This is a genomic window from Streptomyces europaeiscabiei (genome assembly GCF_036346855.1).
Lineage (GTDB): Bacteria > Actinomycetota > Actinomycetes > Streptomycetales > Streptomycetaceae > Streptomyces > Streptomyces europaeiscabiei.
Map to the genome: position 1 here is coordinate 8,715,632 of NZ_CP107841.1, position 15,953 is coordinate 8,731,584.

Genomic DNA, 15,953 nt, shown 5'->3' on the forward strand with positions numbered 1-15,953 from the left:
CGCGATTGTAGAAGCCCGCGCCCCGGGGCTCGGTGCCGAGTTCCCTGTCGCGTGCCCCGTCCCCGTCCCCGTCCCCGTCCCTGTCGCAGCCGTCGTCGCCGTCGGGTTCGCGATGGGGGCTTCCCCTGCTCGCCCCTGGCTGCTATGACTAACGTACTAGTTCGTACATTAGTGAGCCGCTCAGGAGGCCCGCCGTGCCCAAGGTCTCGAACCCTGTCTCTTCGCAGGACTCGTATCTCGTCGGCCTCATCGGCTCCGGTATCGGGCCCTCCCTCAGCCCCGCCCTGCACGAGCGCGAGGCCGACCGGCAGGGCCTGCGCTATGTGTACCGGCTGATCGACATCGACGACCTCGGAGTCGGGCCGGAGGCGGTCGGCGATCTCGTGCGCGCCGCCCGTGACCTGGGCTTCGACGGGCTGAACATCACGCACCCGTGCAAGCAGCTCGTCATCGAGCACCTCGACGGGCTCGCCCCGCAGGCCGCCGCGCTCGGCGCGGTCAACACCGTCGTCTTCGAGGACGGCCGCGCCGTCGGCCACAACACGGACGTCACCGGCTTCGCCGCGTCCTTCGCCCGCGGTCTGCCCGACGCCCCGTTGGAGAAGGTGGTGCAGCTGGGCGCCGGGGGCGCGGGCGCGGCCGTCGCCCACGCCATGCTCACCCTCGGCGCGGAGCACGTCACCGTCGTCGACGCGATGCCCGACCGGGCGACCGACCTCGCCACCTCCCTCAACCGGTACTTCGGCCCGGGGCGGGCCGCCGCGGCGACGCCGGACGCGCTGCCGGCGCTGCTGGGGGCGGCCGACGGGGTCGTCCACGCGACGCCGACGGGGATGGCCGCGCACCCCGGGCTGCCGTTCGCCACCCAGTCGCTGCATCCCGGGCTGTGGGTGGCGGAGGTGGTGTACCGGCCCTTGGAGACGGAGCTGTTGCGGGCCGCCCGGGATCTCGGCTGCGCCACGCTGGACGGGGGAGGGATGGCGGTGTTCCAGGCGGCCGACGCGTTCCGCCTGTTCACCGGGCGGGAGCCGGACGCTTCGCGGATGCTGGCCGACATCGCCGAGTTGGCCGGGGTTGCCGGGGTTGGTCCCTGAGCGTCGTAGGGGCGCGGCCGGTCGCGCAGTTCCCCGCGCCCCTTGTAGGGCTCGGCAAGTCTTGAAGGAGCTCCATATGCGTACATCCATCGCCACCGTCTCCCTCAGCGGGTCCCTCACCGAGAAGCTCACCGCCGCCGCGCGGGCCGGCTTCGACGGGGTGGAGATCTTCGAGAACGATCTGCTCGCCAGTCCGCTCGCGCCCGAGGAGGTGCGGGCCCGCTGTGCGGATCTGGGGCTGAGCGTCGACCTCTACCAGCCGATGCGGGACATCGAGGCCGTGCCGGCGGAGGTGTTCGAGCGGAATCTGCGGCGTGCCCGGCACAAGTTCGAGGTGATGGGGCGGCTCGGCTGCGACACGGTGCTCGTCTGCTCCAGCGTGCATCCGCTCGCCGAGGACGACGACGCGCTCGCCGCGTCCCACCTGCACCGACTGGCCTGTCTGGCCGAGGAGTTCGGCATCCGGGTCGCGTACGAGGCATTGGCCTGGGGGCGGCACGTCAGTACGTACGACCATGCGTGGCGCATCGTGGAGGCGGCCGGCCATCCGGCGCTCGGGACCTGTCTGGACAGCTTCCACATCCTGGCCCGGGGCTCCGATCCCAAGGGCATCGAGGACATCCCCGGCGAGAGGATCTTCTTCCTCCAGCTCGCCGACGCGCCGCTGATGGCGATGGACGTGCTGCAGTGGAGCCGGCACTACCGGTGCTTCCCGGGGCAGGGCGGCTTCGACGTCACGGGGCTGGTCGAGCACGTCATGGCGGCCGGTTACGACGGGCCGCTGTCGCTGGAGGTGTTCAACGACGTATTCCGGCAGGCCGAGGCGGGCCCCACCGCCGTCGACGCCCACCGCTCGCTGCTGATGCTCCAGGAGGCGGCGGGCATCGCCACGCTGCCTAAGCGGGTGGTACCCACGGGTGTCGCCTTCGCCGAACTGGTCACGCCCGACGCCGAACCGGTGGGCGCGCTGCTCGGTGCGCTCGGCTTCGCCCGGACCGCCCGGCACCGGAGCAAGCCGGTGGACCTGTGGCAGCAGGGTGAGGCACGCGTGCTCGTCAACACCGGGCCGGCCGCGCGGCGCGACGGCACCCAGCTCGCCGCGATCGGACTGGAGTCACCGGACCCGGCCGGCGCCGTCCGCCGCGCCGAGGCGCTGCTCGCGCCGGTGCTGCCGCGGCGCCGGGCCGCCGAGGACGCGCCGCTGGACGCGGTGGCAGCGCCCGACGGGACGAAACTCTTCCTCTGTGCGACGGACCGCCCCGAACTCCCCAGCTGGACCGGGGACTTCCGGCCCGTGGAACACCCGGAGGCCGCCGGCCACGTCCACCGCGTCGACCATCTCGCCCTGACCCAGCCCTGGCACCAGTTCGACGAGGCGGCCCTCTTCCACCGCACGGTGCTGGGCCTCCACGCCAGCGACAGCGTCGATGTCGCCGACCCCTACGGCCTGTTCCGCAGTCGGCCGGTGACCAACGAAGGCGGCACCGTCCGGATCGCCCTCAGCGTCGGCCCCGCCCCGACCGACGACACCGCCCGCGCCCAGCACATCGCCCTCGCCACGGACGACGTCGTCGCCGCGGCCCGTGCCTTCCGCGCGGCCGGGGGCCGGCTGCTGGCCGTCCCCGCGAACTACTACGACGACCTGGCCGCACGGTTCGAGTTCGCCGACGGCGAGCTGGAGACGTACCGCGAACTCGGTGTCCTCTACGACCGCGACGAAACGCACGGCGAGTTCCGTCACTGCTACACCGAGACCGTCGGCCGCGTCTTCTTCGAACTCGTCCAGCGGGACGGCGGGTACCAGGGTTACGGCGCGCAGAACGCGTCCGTGCGCCTTGCCGCCCAGCACGTCCAACGACCGGCCAGGTAAGAGAAGTTACTGGCGGCTGACGGTACGCGTCACACCCGTGACGACCGTCGTCGCCAGAATCCAGCCGGTGATGACGAGGACGTACGACAGCCACTGCGACCCGCCCTCGGGCGCGTAGGCCCGCTCCTGTCCGAAGTCGATGATCGGGAGAAGCAGGTCGAGGGTGTAGACGACCGCGTTGAAGGGCGGGGCCTCGTCCGCCTTCAGCGGGCTCGGTGGTTGCACGGCGTACGTCACCGAGCCCACCGCCATCAGCGACAGCAGCCAGACGGCCGCGCGCAGCGGGCGGAAGCCGTAGCCGACGGCGGCGTCCTGGGCGTAGCCCCAGAGCCGCCCGTACCAGCGGAGCGTGTCGCGATGGCGTCGCTGCTTGGCGAGTTGGACGCGCCGGGCGGCGTCCTCGTCGCCGATCCTGCGGTACGCGGCGGTCAACTGCTCGTAGGAGTACGGCAGATAGGCCTCCCCGTCCCGCTCCAGCATGGGCAGCCTTCGCTGCGCGGGCTCGTGCGGGATGAGGGAGGTGTAGGTGAGACTGTTCAGGAGGACCTTGTCCGGCAGCATGTCCGGTTCCACGAACAGCACTTCTATCTGGGCGCGGCGCATATTGAGGTCACCCTCCATCGGAGGTCCCTTGCGCAGCCAGAGTTCGCTGATGACGCAGCTGCTCACCCGCAGCGCCGTACCCCCGGGGTTCGACAGCCTGGCGTACGACAGCTCCAGCCAGCCGCCCACCCGGGCACCCCGCAACTCGACCCGGCCGCGTACGTCCGCGTGCCGCAGCACCACATCGGACTCGGTGACGAGCGCCTCCGCGCTGAGAGCGGTGCCGCCGGGCCGGTGCAGCCGGGCCCGCTTCAGGTCGAGCGCGCCGGCGACATGGGCACCGCCGAGCCGGACCTCGCCGTCCGCGCGCAGCCCGGGAGCGCACAATTCCTCACCGATCTCCGCCTGGTTGAGCCGCAGCGCGGGCTCGTCGCCCGACGCGGTGAACTCGGCCCTCTCCATGAACAGGGTCCCGGAGATCTGTGCCCCGGTGAGCCTCACCGGACCCCGGAACCGGCACCCCGACAACCGCAGCCCGCCGTCCACCCGCACCCGCGCCGAACGCAGCCCGGGAAGCACGGACCCGGTCAGGTTGAGGTAGGTGAACTGCGCGCCCGAGAAGTCGGGGACCTCGTCGAAGTGGCAGCCGCTCAGCCGTACGACGCTGTCGACCGCCGCGTACTTCAGTTCCAGTCTGCCGGTGATCCGGGCGCCCTCGATCTTGAGCGCGGCGACCTCGCCCTCCTGCTGGGGAGCGGTGAGCAGCAACGCCCGGAGCACCCGGGCCCGTACGGTCCGTTCGGGGCCCCATCCGGCGCCGTCCGCCGCGTTCTCGTCCTCGGCGGTCCCGAGGGCCAGGGCCCTGAAGTCCACCGCCGCGCCCAGCGGAAAGGCCTCCCACACCCGCCGCTCGGCCGCCGTCAGATCGTTGATCATCATCACCCGGGACTCTCACCCGGAACGCTCGTACCTGTCAACAACCGCGATCCGGCCGCGCGTTCCGGCCGGACCCCGGCCGATGTCACCGCCGCTGGTGAGCCCAGGCCTCGTCGTGGGCGCGGTGCGCGTCCGTGAGACCGTTCGTGAAGAACTTTTCGTAGTACTCGTTCTCCACGTGATGGACCTGGAGCCACACGCCCGGGACATGGATCGCGTCCGTGTGGGCCGGGAAGCGGCCGTGCGTGCGGTGGATGTACTCGCAGATGTCGCGGGCGCAGTCGATCACCCGCTCCTCGTACTCACTGGCCTCGGTGAGATAGCGCTGCCCGTAGTCCTCCCGGTAGATCCGGGCGAAGACGTCCCGGTCGGTGTAGACGCCGTCGCGGCCGAACTTCTCCTGGATGATGGTGTCCACGGCCTCCGACATGCTCCCGAACATCGGCGGGCACGCGGCGGCGATCAGTGGGGCGCCGCCGTCGGGGGCGGGCAGCCGGACCGGGTGCGAGCGCACAGCGGCGTACTTCGGCAGCGGGATGTGCCAGCGCCAGATGTCGGCGGGCCGCCAGCGCGGAGTGACGAAGTCGAAGCCGAGCATTCTGCCGTACGTGCGGGAGAACTTCGGGTCGCCGAGGGCGATCTGCGGGTTGATGGTGGCGTGGATCCAGGCGCCCAGGCCCATCGCCTCGGCCGTGAGCATCAGGTTCTGCAGCAGCAGATCCGCCTCTATCTGGGTGCGCATCGGGCCGAGGGCGCCGAGGGGCAGCTTCAGATCCCCGTTGAGGAAGCCGTTCTTCACCCACTTCCTCACCCCGGCGGGACGGTAGAAGTTGCGGTCGTCCACGAGGGTGGGGCGGGCGCCGTCCGGCTGGGTGAGCAGATACATCAGCGCGTTCACGTACTGGTGGGAGAGGTCGACCACCGGGAACAGCAACGTCGTTCCGGGCAGGTTGGACAGGAAGCGGTTCGAGTCCAGGTACGCCGGGAAGTCCCGCTTGCCCGGCGCGACGTCGAGGCGGTGGTCCAGGACCTTCACCTTCGCCTCGTGTGCCCGCGTGACCAGGGTCTCGGCGTCGAAGGGCTCGTCCGGTGCCGGCTTCAGCCTGCGCAGGAAGTACGTGCCGGAGTCGTTCACGAGGAAGAAGTGGGTGCCCTGCGCGTTGTCCGGGCTCCCGGCGGTGCGGCCCGCCATCGTCAGGTTGGGCTTGGACATGATGGGCGTGCCGTTGTCCGGGTCCTCGAAGGGCCGGTCGGGCATGGTGAGCCCCGTGGTGCCGGTGATCGCGATCAGCACCGCCTCCTCCAGCTCGGTCAGGGGCTGCACCGCGTTGCGGGACGTGTAGGTCATGGTCCCGGCGGACACCTTGGCGCCACGGCTCACCCGGTGCGTACGGCGGCGCCACACGGTCCGCAGCAGTGGGCGCCCGAAGAGGTCGGCGAGCCCCGGGTGGGTGGTGGCACCGGCGACGCCGGACGGAGCCTCCCGTACTGTCGGCTGCTCCCCGGCCCCGGCTGTCGTGGACAGCTCCCCTGTTCCGGGCAGCTCGGAGTGGTTGTCGGTGAACGTCATGCGATTTCCCCCGTTGTGGTTCGGACCCGGGGCGTGCCACACCCCGGGTCGTGTGTCACGGCGTCATGGTGAACCGCCGTTGTTCGTACCGCCGTTGTTCGTACCGGCGTTGTTCGTACCGCCGTTGTTCGTACCGGTGTCGTTCGTACCGCCGTTGTTCGTACCGCTGTCGCTCGTACCGCCGTTGCCGGTCTCCCGCACCGTCCGCCAGGGCGCGAACGCGCTCGCGTCGCGCGGCAGCAGCGGAGCCAGCTCCGGGCAGTGGCGCAGGATCACGGAGTTCATGCCGCCCTTCTCGACCCAGTCGATGCCGAGCGGTGTGTAGACCTCCGGCCGGTAGTCGACGGTCAGGAACCGGTCGCTCTGCAGCCGTCGGCTGGCCATCAGGATGAAGATGCGGAACGCGGTGTCGCTGAACCCGAAGCCCTCCGGCGGGTTCTCCGCGAACAGGCCGACCACCGTGTCGACCTCGTCGACGTCGCGGTAGACGTCCTTCAGCCGTGCCAGCGTCCGAGGGTTCTCGGTCAGCTCCTCGAAGGAACGGATGCGTCCCCTGTGGAGCCCGGCCCGGAAGTCGTTGTAGCGCGGCACCCCGCGCCGACGCGTGCGGACGAGGTCGACGACGGACAGGTCGATGATCTCCCCGTCACGCTCGAAGCGCTGCAGCGAGCGCGGGAAGTTGTGCAGCGTGATCGCGCCGGGATGGGCGATGCCGAAGGAGTACAGCGAGTTCGCGAGGCCCGTCTTGCGGATCTGCGACTCGGCCGCCCCGCCCTGGATGTCCGAGAAGCCCACCGTCTCCAGCCGCCGCCCGAACTGGTGCTCCCGCAGCTCGTAGTCGTCCGGGATCAGCGGATGCATGCGGTAGACGGTCGTGAAGTCCTCTGTCAGCGAGTACGGCGCAGCGTGATGGTCCGGCAGCGTCTTCGGGATGCCGGTCAGCGAGTGCGCCTCGAACAGCCACAGGCCCAGCTGGTTGAGCCAGTTCCTGGGCGGGCCCGACCAGTTGGTGTGCAGCGCGAGATCGATCGCCTCGGTGGCGAGGATCGCCGGTGTCCACTCCACGGTGTGGATCTTCGCGATCAGCGCGGACACCACGAGCCGGGCCGTGTGGTGGATCTTCTCCTCGCTCATCGACGGGTACTCGGCGCGCAGTGCGTCGCACACCGCGTTGTGCTCCCGGGCGAACAGCGTGTGCATAGCGCTGAGCCCCATCCACCAGCTCTCGTTGAACCCGGTGAGCGGGACGCCGTTCGCCCCGCCCGGCAGATGGCCGTCCTCCAGGCGGAGTCCCGCGCCCCCGCCCGGCTCGCGCAGGAAGCGCGCGGTCCGCTCGTTCTCGCCGTACACCTCGGAGCCGTCCCACCAGTGCGAGGCGGAGTTGGCGAACAGGATCGGCGGGCGGCCGGGCGCCTCGATGCCCTCGTTCTCCGCGAACCGCATCACCCGCTCCGTCGGCCCGCCCGGCACGTTCCGCCAGTCGCCGTCGAAGCCGGGCGGCAGCGGCACCTCCACACTGCGGTCACCGGTCCTGTACCGCCGGTGGTTCACCCAGTCGTGCACCTGGAACTGGATCCACGCCGCCGCCAGCACATTGAGCGAGGTCGCCGGCACGAAGCTCTCCCGGTACAGCAGCTGCCTGCTGACCGTGACCGGGTTCGGCGTGTCGAAGAGATCCGGCCGGTAGTCCGGCTTCAGGTTCCGCCCGAAGGCGGCCCCCACGGCACCCATCGCCGGCTCCGACAGATCGTTGTACGTCCCGTCGTACGACCGCTCCGTGCGCAGCCGCTCGGGGACCGGCTCCGGCGCGGGCCGGGCCTTCGGCGGCGCCTCACGCACCTCGGTGTCGATCAGATTCCTCCTGCGCAGCACCTTCCGCAGGAACATCAGGTTCAGCAGGCTCAGCGACAACGGCAGCCGGTGCCACGGCACGGCACGGTTCAGCAGCCCGAGGACGGCACCCACGGGACGGCCGAGCACCCGGTTGCGCAAGGGTTCCGCGGTGACGAAGCGCAGCCCGAGACGGTGTGCGCCACTCGCCCGGTACCCCGCCTTCCGCGCCCGGTTGATATTGCCCAATGGCCGGAACTCATCGGTCGTGTACCAGGGGTTGAAGGTCAGATCCTCGACCCGCCGCGCGGCCGCCCGCGCCTCGGCACCGTCCAGTTCCTGGGCGGGGACGGTCAGCCGGGCGATCGGCACCGCCGGTGCCACCGCGTCCTTCCACTCCACCGCCGCGTCCTCGATCGGTGTGCGCCGCTCGTCCACGTACCGCTGCACACACAGGTCGAACGCGACGTCCGCCCGGCCCAGCCGCCGCGCCAGTTCGCGGTGCAGGAAGTCCGGGTCCCGGCGATCGGGCTCGGCGGCGGCCGGCGTACCGGGCGCGGGGCGCAACAGATACCGCACCGGCCCGGCCTCGCCCCACAGCACGGCCCCACGACTCCAATAGGTCTCGTTGGCGAGGGAGTCGACACTCCGCCGGGTGGCGTCCTGCACGTTGCGCCGCATCCGCGTGGCCGTCGCCGGCCCCACCGCGAGCGGTAGTTTCACGAACAGCCCGAGCGCCTTGCGCAGCGGACTCCGGGCCCCCGCCATGGCCTTGGCGAACGCCACGAACTCCCGCGCGTCGCTCGCGTGCGACACGGGGTGGTTGGTGGCCAGCAGGTCATGGCTCACCCCGTCCGTCACCTGTATCCGCACCGCCGCGCCCCGCAGGTCCGGTGAGCCGTCGCCCTGCCGGATGCCGCTCGCGTTGGACAGCCGGACCACCGCCGGATAGTCGGCGCCGGGCTGCGCGAACCCGACGCGCAGCGCCACCGGCAGATCGTCGTGGAACCGCAGCCGCGCGTTCTCCACGCCCAACGGGGCCTTCGCGTGGAACGCACGCGCGATGTCACCGCCTCCGGCCCGCCGGTTCCTGACCTGGACCGCCATCAGCTCCCGCGCCAACCGCTCGAACACGAGCCGCTCGGCCTCGGGGCTGCCACCGTCGTACCGCTCGTAGCGCTGATCGTGCTGCCCGGTCTCGGCCATCTGCGTTTCCTTCGTACAAAGGCATACGGGATGCATGCGACGTGCATACGGGACAGGGGCCGCACGCTACCGGCGGCGGGGTTCCGGCCGCAGCGACAGTTCACGCCATGTACACATCTGATAGTAATGCGGGTGAATATCGCATTCCGTCACGTCGCGGCGGGTTCGGACGGTGGAACGAAAGTTCCCCGCGCCCCCGAAGGGACGCGGGGAACCGCGTGACCTGTCACGTACCGAAGGGGCCGCGCCTGTCTCGTCGCCTACTTCTTCGCCTACTTCTTCGACTCGACCGCGTGGCCCCCGAACTGGTTCCGCAGCGCTGCGATCATCTTCATCTGCGGGGAGTCGTCCTGGCGTGACGCGAAGCGCGTGAACAGGGACGCGGTGATCGCCGGCAGCGGTACCGCGTGGTCGATGGCGGCCTCGACCGTCCACCGTCCCTCACCGGAGTCCTCGGCGTAACCGCGCAGCTTCTCCAGGTGCTCGTCCTGGTCGAGCGCGTTGACGGCGAGGTCCAGCAGCCAGGAGCGGATGACGGTTCCGTCCTGCCAGGAGCGGAACACCTCGCGGACGTCCGTCACCGAATCGACCTTCTCCAGCAGCTCCCAGCCCTCGGCGTACGCCTGCATCATGGCGTACTCGATGCCGTTGTGGACCATCTTGGAGAAGTGCCCGGCACCCACCTTGCCGGCGTGGACGTAGCCGTACGGCCCCTCCGGCTTGAGCGCCTCGAAGATCGGCTGGAGCCGCTCGACATGCTCCTTGTCGCCGCCGACCATCAGGGCGTAGCCGTTCTCCAGCCCCCACACGCCCCCGGAGACACCCGCGTCGACGAAGCCGATGCCCTTCGCGCCCAGCTCGGCCGCGTGCTTCTCGTCGTCCGTCCAGCGGGAGTTGCCGCCGTCGACGACCGTGTCGCCGGGCGACAGCAGCTCCGCCAGTTCGTCGACGACGGACTGGGTGGCGCCGCCTGCGGGCACCATCACCCACACCGTGCGCGGGCCGTCGAGGCGCTCGACCAGTTCGGCCAGGCTGCCCACGTCGGAGACGTCGGGGTTGCGGTCGTAGCCGACGACGGTGTGGCCCGCGCGGCGGATCCGCTCGCGCATGTTGCCGCCCATCTTGCCGAGACCGATCAGGCCCAGCTGCATGGCTGCCATGTCAGTTCACTTCTCCCTGAGTGTCACGAACGTTGCGAAGGGTCTTGCCGGTGTTCTCGCCGCCGCGCAGGGCTACGGCGTACATCTCGTCGGCGTCGAGGCGCCGCAGCTCCTCTGCGATCAGCTCGGAGGTGGGGCGCACCTTCAGGGCGAGGGTGCGGGACGGCTGGCCCGGCAGGGTGAGCGTGGCGAGCGGGCCCTCGGGGCGGTCGATGACGATCTCGCCCTTCGCGGTGCCGAGGCGCACACCCGTCACGACCGGCCCGGCGGTCAGGACCCGCTCGACGGACACGCCGAGACGGGCCTCCAGCCAGCGGGCCAGCAGTTCGGCGCTCGGGTTGTCGGCCTCGCTCTCCACGGCCGCCGTGGTGATGGTCTCCTTGGCCTGGTCGAGGGCGGCCGCCAGCATCGAACGCCACGGCGTCAGCCGGGTCCAGGCGAGGTCGGTGTCGCCGGGGGTGTAGGAGGAGCCCCGCTGCTCCAGGGCGGCGAGAGGGTTCTCCACGGCGTACATGTCGGTGATCCGGCGTTGGGCGAGCGCGCCCAGCGGGTCCTTCGCCGGGTGCTGCGGCGCGTCCACCGGCCACCACACCACCACCGGCGCGTCGGGCAGCAGCAGCGGCAGGACCACGGAGTCGGCGTGGTCGGACACCTCGCCGTACGTCCGCAGCACGACCGTCTCGCCGGTGCCGGCGTCGGCGCCGACCCGTACCTCGGCGTCCAGGTGCGACTTGGTGCGGTCCTTCGGGGTGCGGGCGTGCCGCTTGATGACGACCAGGGTGCGCGAGGGGTGCTCGTGCGAGGCCTCCTCGGCCGCCTTGATCGAGTCGTACGCGTTCTCCTCGTCCGTCACGATCACCATCGTGAGGACCATGCCCACGGCGGGCGTGCCGATGGCCCTGCGGCCCTTCACCAGGGCCTTGTTGATCTTGCTTGCCGTGGTGTCCGTCAGGTCGAATTTCATGGCCTGCGCCAGCTCCGTCCGTCTCGTGCGAGCATCTCGTCCGCTTCCTCGGGGCCCCAACTGCCCGAGGCGTACTGCGCGGGCCTGCCGTGCTTGGCCCAGTACTCCTCGATCGGGTCGAGAATCTTCCAGGACTCCTCCACCTCCTGATGGCGGGGGAAGAGGTTGGCGTCGCCGAGCAGCACATCCAGGATCAGCCGTTCGTACGCCTCCGGGCTGGACTCGGTGAACGACTCGCCGTACGCGAAGTCCATGGTGACGTCCCGGATCTCCATCGAGGTACCCGGCACCTTCGAACCGAAGCGCACGGTCATCCCCTCGTCCGGCTGCACCCGGATGACGATCGCGTTCTGCCCCAGTTCCTCGGTGGCGGTGGAGTCGAACGGGGAGTGCGGGGCGCGCTGGAAGACCACCGCGATCTCCGTCACCCGGCGGCCGAGGCGCTTGCCCGTCCGCAGATAGAAGGGGACGCCCGCCCAGCGGCGGTTGTCGATGCCCACCTTCACCGCCGCGTACGTGTCCGTCGTCGAGGACCGGGCGATGCCCTCCTCCTCCAGATAGCCGGGCACCTGCTCGCCGCCCTGCCAGCCGGCCGCGTACTGGCCGCGCACGGTGTGCCGGCCCAGGTCCTCCGGCAGCCGCACGGCCTTGAGCGCCTTCAGCTTCTCGGCCAGCAGCGACTCGGCGTCGAACGCCGCCGGTTCCTCCATGACGGTCAGGGCCAGCAGTTGGAGCAGGTGGTTCTGGATGACGTCACGGGCCGAGCCGATGCCGTCGTAGTACCCGGCGCGACCGCCGATGCCGATGTCCTCGGCCATCGTGATCTGCACGTGGTCGACGTAACTCCGGTTCCAGATGGGCTCGTACATCTGGTTGGCGAAGCGGAGCGCCAGGATGTTCTGGACGGTCTCCTTGCCGAGGTAGTGGTCGATCCGGAAGACCTGCTCGGGGTCGAACACCTCGTGCAGGACCGCGTTCAGCTCGCGGGCGCTGGCCAGGTCGTGGCCGAACGGCTTCTCGATGACCGCGCGCCGCCAGGACCCCGCGGGCGGGCCGGCCAGCCCGTGCTTCTTGAGCTGCTTGACGACCTTCGGGAACATCTTCGGCGGCACGGAGAGATAGAACGCGAAGTTGCCGCCCGTGCCCCGGGAGCCGTCCAGTTCCTCGACGGCCTCGCGGAGCCGCTTGAACGCCTCGTCGTCGCCGAAGTCGCCCGGGATGAACCTCATCCCCTCAGAGAGCTGCTGCCAGACCTCCTCACGGAACTCGGTGCGGGCGTGCTCGCGGACCGCGTCGTGCACGATCTGCGCGAAGTCCTCGTCCTCCCAGTCCCGGCGCGCGAACCCCACGAGCGAGAAGCCCGGCGGCAGCAGACCCCGGTTGGCCAGGTCGTACACGGCCGGCATCAGCTTCTTGCGGGACAGGTCACCGGTCACCCCGAAGATGACGAGCCCGGACGGGCCCGCGATCCGGGGGAGCCGGCGGTCGTCCGCGTCCCGGAGCGGGTTGAGCCACTCGTCGGTCATTCCCCATCAACTCCCTTGCTGTTCAAGGACTTCGCCACCACGTCCAACAGGTCCTGCCACGCCGCCTCGAACGTGGCGACGCCCTCGTTCTCCAGTAGACCCACGACCTCCTCGTAGGAGACGCCGAGCGCCTCCACCGCCGCGAGGTCGGCGCGGGCCTGCGCGTATCCACCGCTCACCGTGTTCCCGCGGATGACGCCACGGTCCGCGACGGCGTCGAGCGTGGCCTGAGGCATCGTGTTGACGGTGCCGGGCGCGACCAGCCCGTCCACGTACCGGGTGTCCCTGTACGCCGGGTCCTTCACGCCGGTCGAGGCCCACAGCGGGCGCTGCTTGTTGGCGCGGGCCCCGGCGAGGGCGGTCCAGCGTCCGCCGGGGTGAGCGCAACCGTCGGCCCCGCCGAACACCTCCTCGTACGCCTCGTGGGCGAGCCGAGCGTTGGCGAGCGCGGCGCGGCCCCTGAGGGCGAGCGCCTCGGCCGTGCCGAGCAGGGTCAGCCGCTTGTCGATCTCGGTGTCGACGCGGGAGACGAAGAAGGAGGCGACGGAGTGGATGGCGGACAGGTCGAGGCCCGCGGCCCGCGCCTTCTCCAGGCCCGCCAGATAGGCGTGCATCACCTCGTAGTGGCGCTCCAGCGAGAAGATCAGGGTGACGTTGACGCTGATGCCGAGCCCGATGACCTCGGTGATCGCCGGGAGGCCCGCCTTCGTCGCCGGGATCTTGATCATCACGTTGGGGCGGTCGACGAGCCAGGCGAGCTGCTTGGCCTCGGCGACCGTCGCCGCGGTGTCGTGGGCCAGCCGGGGGTCGACCTCGATGGAGACCCGGCCGTCCCGTCCCGCCGTCGCGTCGTACACCGGGCGCAGGACGTCGGCGGCGGCGCGTACGTCGGCGGTCGTCAACATCCGTACGGCCTCGTCGACCGTCACCCCGCGCACGGCGAGGTCGGCGAGCTGGTCCTCGTAGCCCTCTCCCGAGCCGATGGCGGCCCGGAAGACGGACGGGTTGGTGGTCACGCCGACGACGTGCTGCTTCTCGACGAGCTTCGCGAGGTTGCCGGAGGTGACGCGTTCGCGGGAGAGGTCGTCGAGCCAGACGGAGACGCCTTCGTCGGAGAGGCGCCGCAGGGGATCCGTGACGGTGCTCGCCACGGTCGCTTCGGTGGTCACAATGATCATCTTCCTTCAGGCGCTCGCATCAACCGCGGACGGCGACGAGTGATTCCCTCGCGGCGGTGACGACGTTCTCGGGGGTGAAGCCGTACTCGGCGAACAGGGTCTTCGCGTCGGCGGAAGCGCCGAAGTGTTCGAGGGAGACGATGCGGCCGTGGTCACCGACGTAGCGGTACCAGGTCAGACCGATCCCCGCCTCGACCGCCACGCGGGCCTTCACGGACGGCGGCAGCACGCTCTCGCGGTATTCGCGCGGCTGTTCCTCGAACCACTCCACCGACGGCATCGACACCACCCGTGTCCCGACCCCCTCCGCCTCCAGCCGCTCCCGCGCGGCGACGGCCAGTTGCACCTCCGAGCCGGTGGCGATCAGGATCGTCTCAGGAGTCGCGGTCGAGGACTCCTGGAGCACATAACCTCCCTTCGCCGCCTCGGAGTTGGGCGCGTACGTCGGCACGCCCTGGCGGGTGAGCGCCAGCCCGTGCGGCGCCGGGTCGGTGGCGTGGCGCCTGAGGATCTCGGCCCAGGCGATCGTCGTCTCGTTGGCGTCGGCCGGGCGGACGATGTTCAGGCCAGGAATGGCCCGCAGGGAGGCCAGGTGCTCGACCGGCTGGTGCGTCGGGCCGTCCTCGCCCAGACCGATGGAGTCGTGCGTCCAGACGTACGTCACGGGGAGCTGCATCAGCGCGGACAGGCGCACGGCGTTGCGCATGTAGTCGGAGAACACCAGGAACGTGCCGCCGTAGACACGGGTGTTGCCGTGCAGCGCGATGCCGTTCATCGCCGCGGCCATGGAGTGCTCGCGGATGCCGAAGTGGATGGTGCGGCCGTACGGGTCGGCCTCCGGGAGCGGGTTGTCCGCCGGGAGGAAGGACGACGTCTTGTCGATCGTCGTGTTGTTCGAACCGGCCAGGTCGGCCGAGCCGCCCCACAGCTCCGGGATCACCGCGCCGAGCGCCTGGAGCACCTTGCCGGACGCGGCCCGGGTCGCCACCGGGGTGCCCTCCTCGAAGACGGGCAGTGCCTGTTCCCAGCCCTCGGGCAGCCGGCCCGCGACCACCCGGTCGAAGAGCCGGGCCCGCTCGGGCCGGGCGGTGCGCCACTCGGCGATCCGCTTGTCCCAGGCGGCGTGCGTCTCCGCGCCCCGGTCGAGGGCCCGGCGGGTGTGGGCGAGCACGTCGTCGGCGACGTCGAAGGTCTTGCCCGCGTCGAAGCCGAGAACCCGCTTGGTGGCCGCGACCTCGGCCTCGCCCAGCGCCGAGCCGTGCGCGGCCTCGGTGTTCTGCGCGCCCGGAGCCGGCCAGGCGATGATCGTGCGCATCGCGATGATCGAGGGTCGGGATGTCTCCTCCCGCGCGGCCAGCAGCGCGTCGTACAGGGCGTGCACGTCGACGTTGCCGTTGAAGGCGGGCTCGATCCGCTGTACGTGCCAGCCGTACGCCTCGTACCGCTTCAGCACGTCCTCGGAGAACGCGGTGGCCGTGTCGCCCTCGATGGAGATGTGGTTGTCGTCGTACAGGAAGACGAGGTTGCCGAGCTTCTGATGGCCCGCCAGCGACGAGGCCTCGGCGGAGATACCCTCCTCCAGGTCACCGTCGGAGACGATGGCCCAGACGGTGTGGTCGAACGGGGACGCTCCCTCGGGGGCGTCCGGGTCGAACAGGCCGCGTTCGTAGCGGGCGGCCATCGCCATGCCGACGGCGTTGGCGGCGCCCTGGCCCAGTGGGCCGGTCGTGGTCTCCACCCCGGCGGTGTGGCCGTACTCGGGGTGGCCCGGCGTCTTCGAACCGTGCGTCCGGAACGCCTTGAGGTCGTCCAGCTCCAGTTCGTACCCGGCGAGGAAGAGCTGGGTGTAGAGGGTCAGCGAGGTGTGGCCGGGGGAGAGGACGAAGCGGTCGCGGCCCGTCCACTCGGGATCGGCCGGATCGTGACGCATCACCTTCTGAAAGAGCGTGTACGCGGCGGGCGCGAGGCTCATCGCCGTTCCCGGGTGCCCGTTGCCGACCTTCTGCACGGCGTCGGCGGCCAGCAGACGGGCGGTGTCGACGGCGCGCCGGTCGAGTTCTGTCCAGTTCATGTTCA

Annotated in this window: 10 protein-coding genes; 2 read left to right on the forward strand and 8 right to left on the reverse strand. The window is 70.7% G+C overall.

Annotation, left to right across the window (positions count from 1 at the left end):
* Positions 1 to 194: 194 nt before the first annotated feature.
* Both OG858_RS37880 and OG858_RS37885 read left to right on the forward strand, forming a co-directional pair.
* Positions 195 to 1,094: a shikimate dehydrogenase gene (locus OG858_RS37880; protein WP_086747608.1), complete on the forward strand. Its 900-nt coding sequence runs from the start codon at positions 195 to 197 to the stop codon at positions 1,092 to 1,094.
* A 76-nt stretch (positions 1,095 to 1,170) separates the two neighbouring features.
* Positions 1,171 to 2,964, forward strand: a complete 1,794-nt coding sequence (locus tag OG858_RS37885; protein ID WP_086747607.1) for a bifunctional sugar phosphate isomerase/epimerase/4-hydroxyphenylpyruvate dioxygenase family protein — start codon at positions 1,171 to 1,173, stop codon at positions 2,962 to 2,964.
* Positions 2,965 to 2,970: 6 nt separating this feature from the next.
* Here OG858_RS37885 and OG858_RS37890 read toward each other — a convergent pair whose 3' ends face one another.
* The 8 genes from OG858_RS37890 to tkt form a co-directional block, all read right to left on the reverse strand.
* Positions 2,971 to 4,446: a membrane-associated oxidoreductase gene (locus OG858_RS37890; protein WP_319064101.1), complete on the reverse strand. Its 1,476-nt coding sequence runs from the start codon at positions 4,444 to 4,446 to the stop codon at positions 2,971 to 2,973.
* A gap of 82 nt (positions 4,447 to 4,528) precedes the next feature.
* A complete protein-coding gene (locus OG858_RS37895; RefSeq protein WP_319064100.1) occupies positions 4,529 to 6,013 on the reverse strand; it encodes a hypothetical protein in 1,485 nt (494 codons plus the stop codon).
* Positions 6,014 to 6,076: 63 nt separating this feature from the next.
* Positions 6,077 to 9,049, reverse strand: coding sequence for a peroxidase family protein (locus OG858_RS37900; protein ID WP_327748202.1), 2,973 nt, complete (start codon positions 9,047 to 9,049; stop codon positions 6,077 to 6,079).
* Positions 9,050 to 9,321: 272 nt separating this feature from the next.
* Complete coding sequence (gnd, locus tag OG858_RS37905; protein WP_037704676.1) at positions 9,322 to 10,200, reverse strand: phosphogluconate dehydrogenase (NAD(+)-dependent, decarboxylating); 879 nt, start codon at positions 10,198 to 10,200, stop codon at positions 9,322 to 9,324.
* A gap of 10 nt (positions 10,201 to 10,210) precedes the next feature.
* Complete coding sequence (gene opcA / locus OG858_RS37910; protein ID WP_086747603.1) at positions 10,211 to 11,173, reverse strand: glucose-6-phosphate dehydrogenase assembly protein OpcA; 963 nt, start codon at positions 11,171 to 11,173, stop codon at positions 10,211 to 10,213.
* Positions 11,170 to 12,699, reverse strand: coding sequence for a glucose-6-phosphate dehydrogenase (gene zwf / locus OG858_RS37915; protein WP_328544000.1), 1,530 nt, complete (start codon positions 12,697 to 12,699; stop codon positions 11,170 to 11,172). Before zwf ends, opcA begins: the two co-directional genes overlap by 4 nt.
* A complete protein-coding gene (tal, locus tag OG858_RS37920; RefSeq protein WP_328543999.1) occupies positions 12,696 to 13,877 on the reverse strand; it encodes a transaldolase in 1,182 nt (393 codons plus the stop codon). Before tal ends, zwf begins: the two co-directional genes overlap by 4 nt.
* 19 nt (positions 13,878 to 13,896) lie before the next feature.
* Positions 13,897 to 15,948 carry a transketolase gene (tkt, locus tag OG858_RS37925; protein WP_327745345.1) on the reverse strand — a complete coding sequence of 684 codons (2,052 nt, stop codon included), beginning with the start codon at positions 15,946 to 15,948 and terminating at the stop codon, positions 13,897 to 13,899.
* Positions 15,949 to 15,953 lie beyond the last annotated feature (5 nt).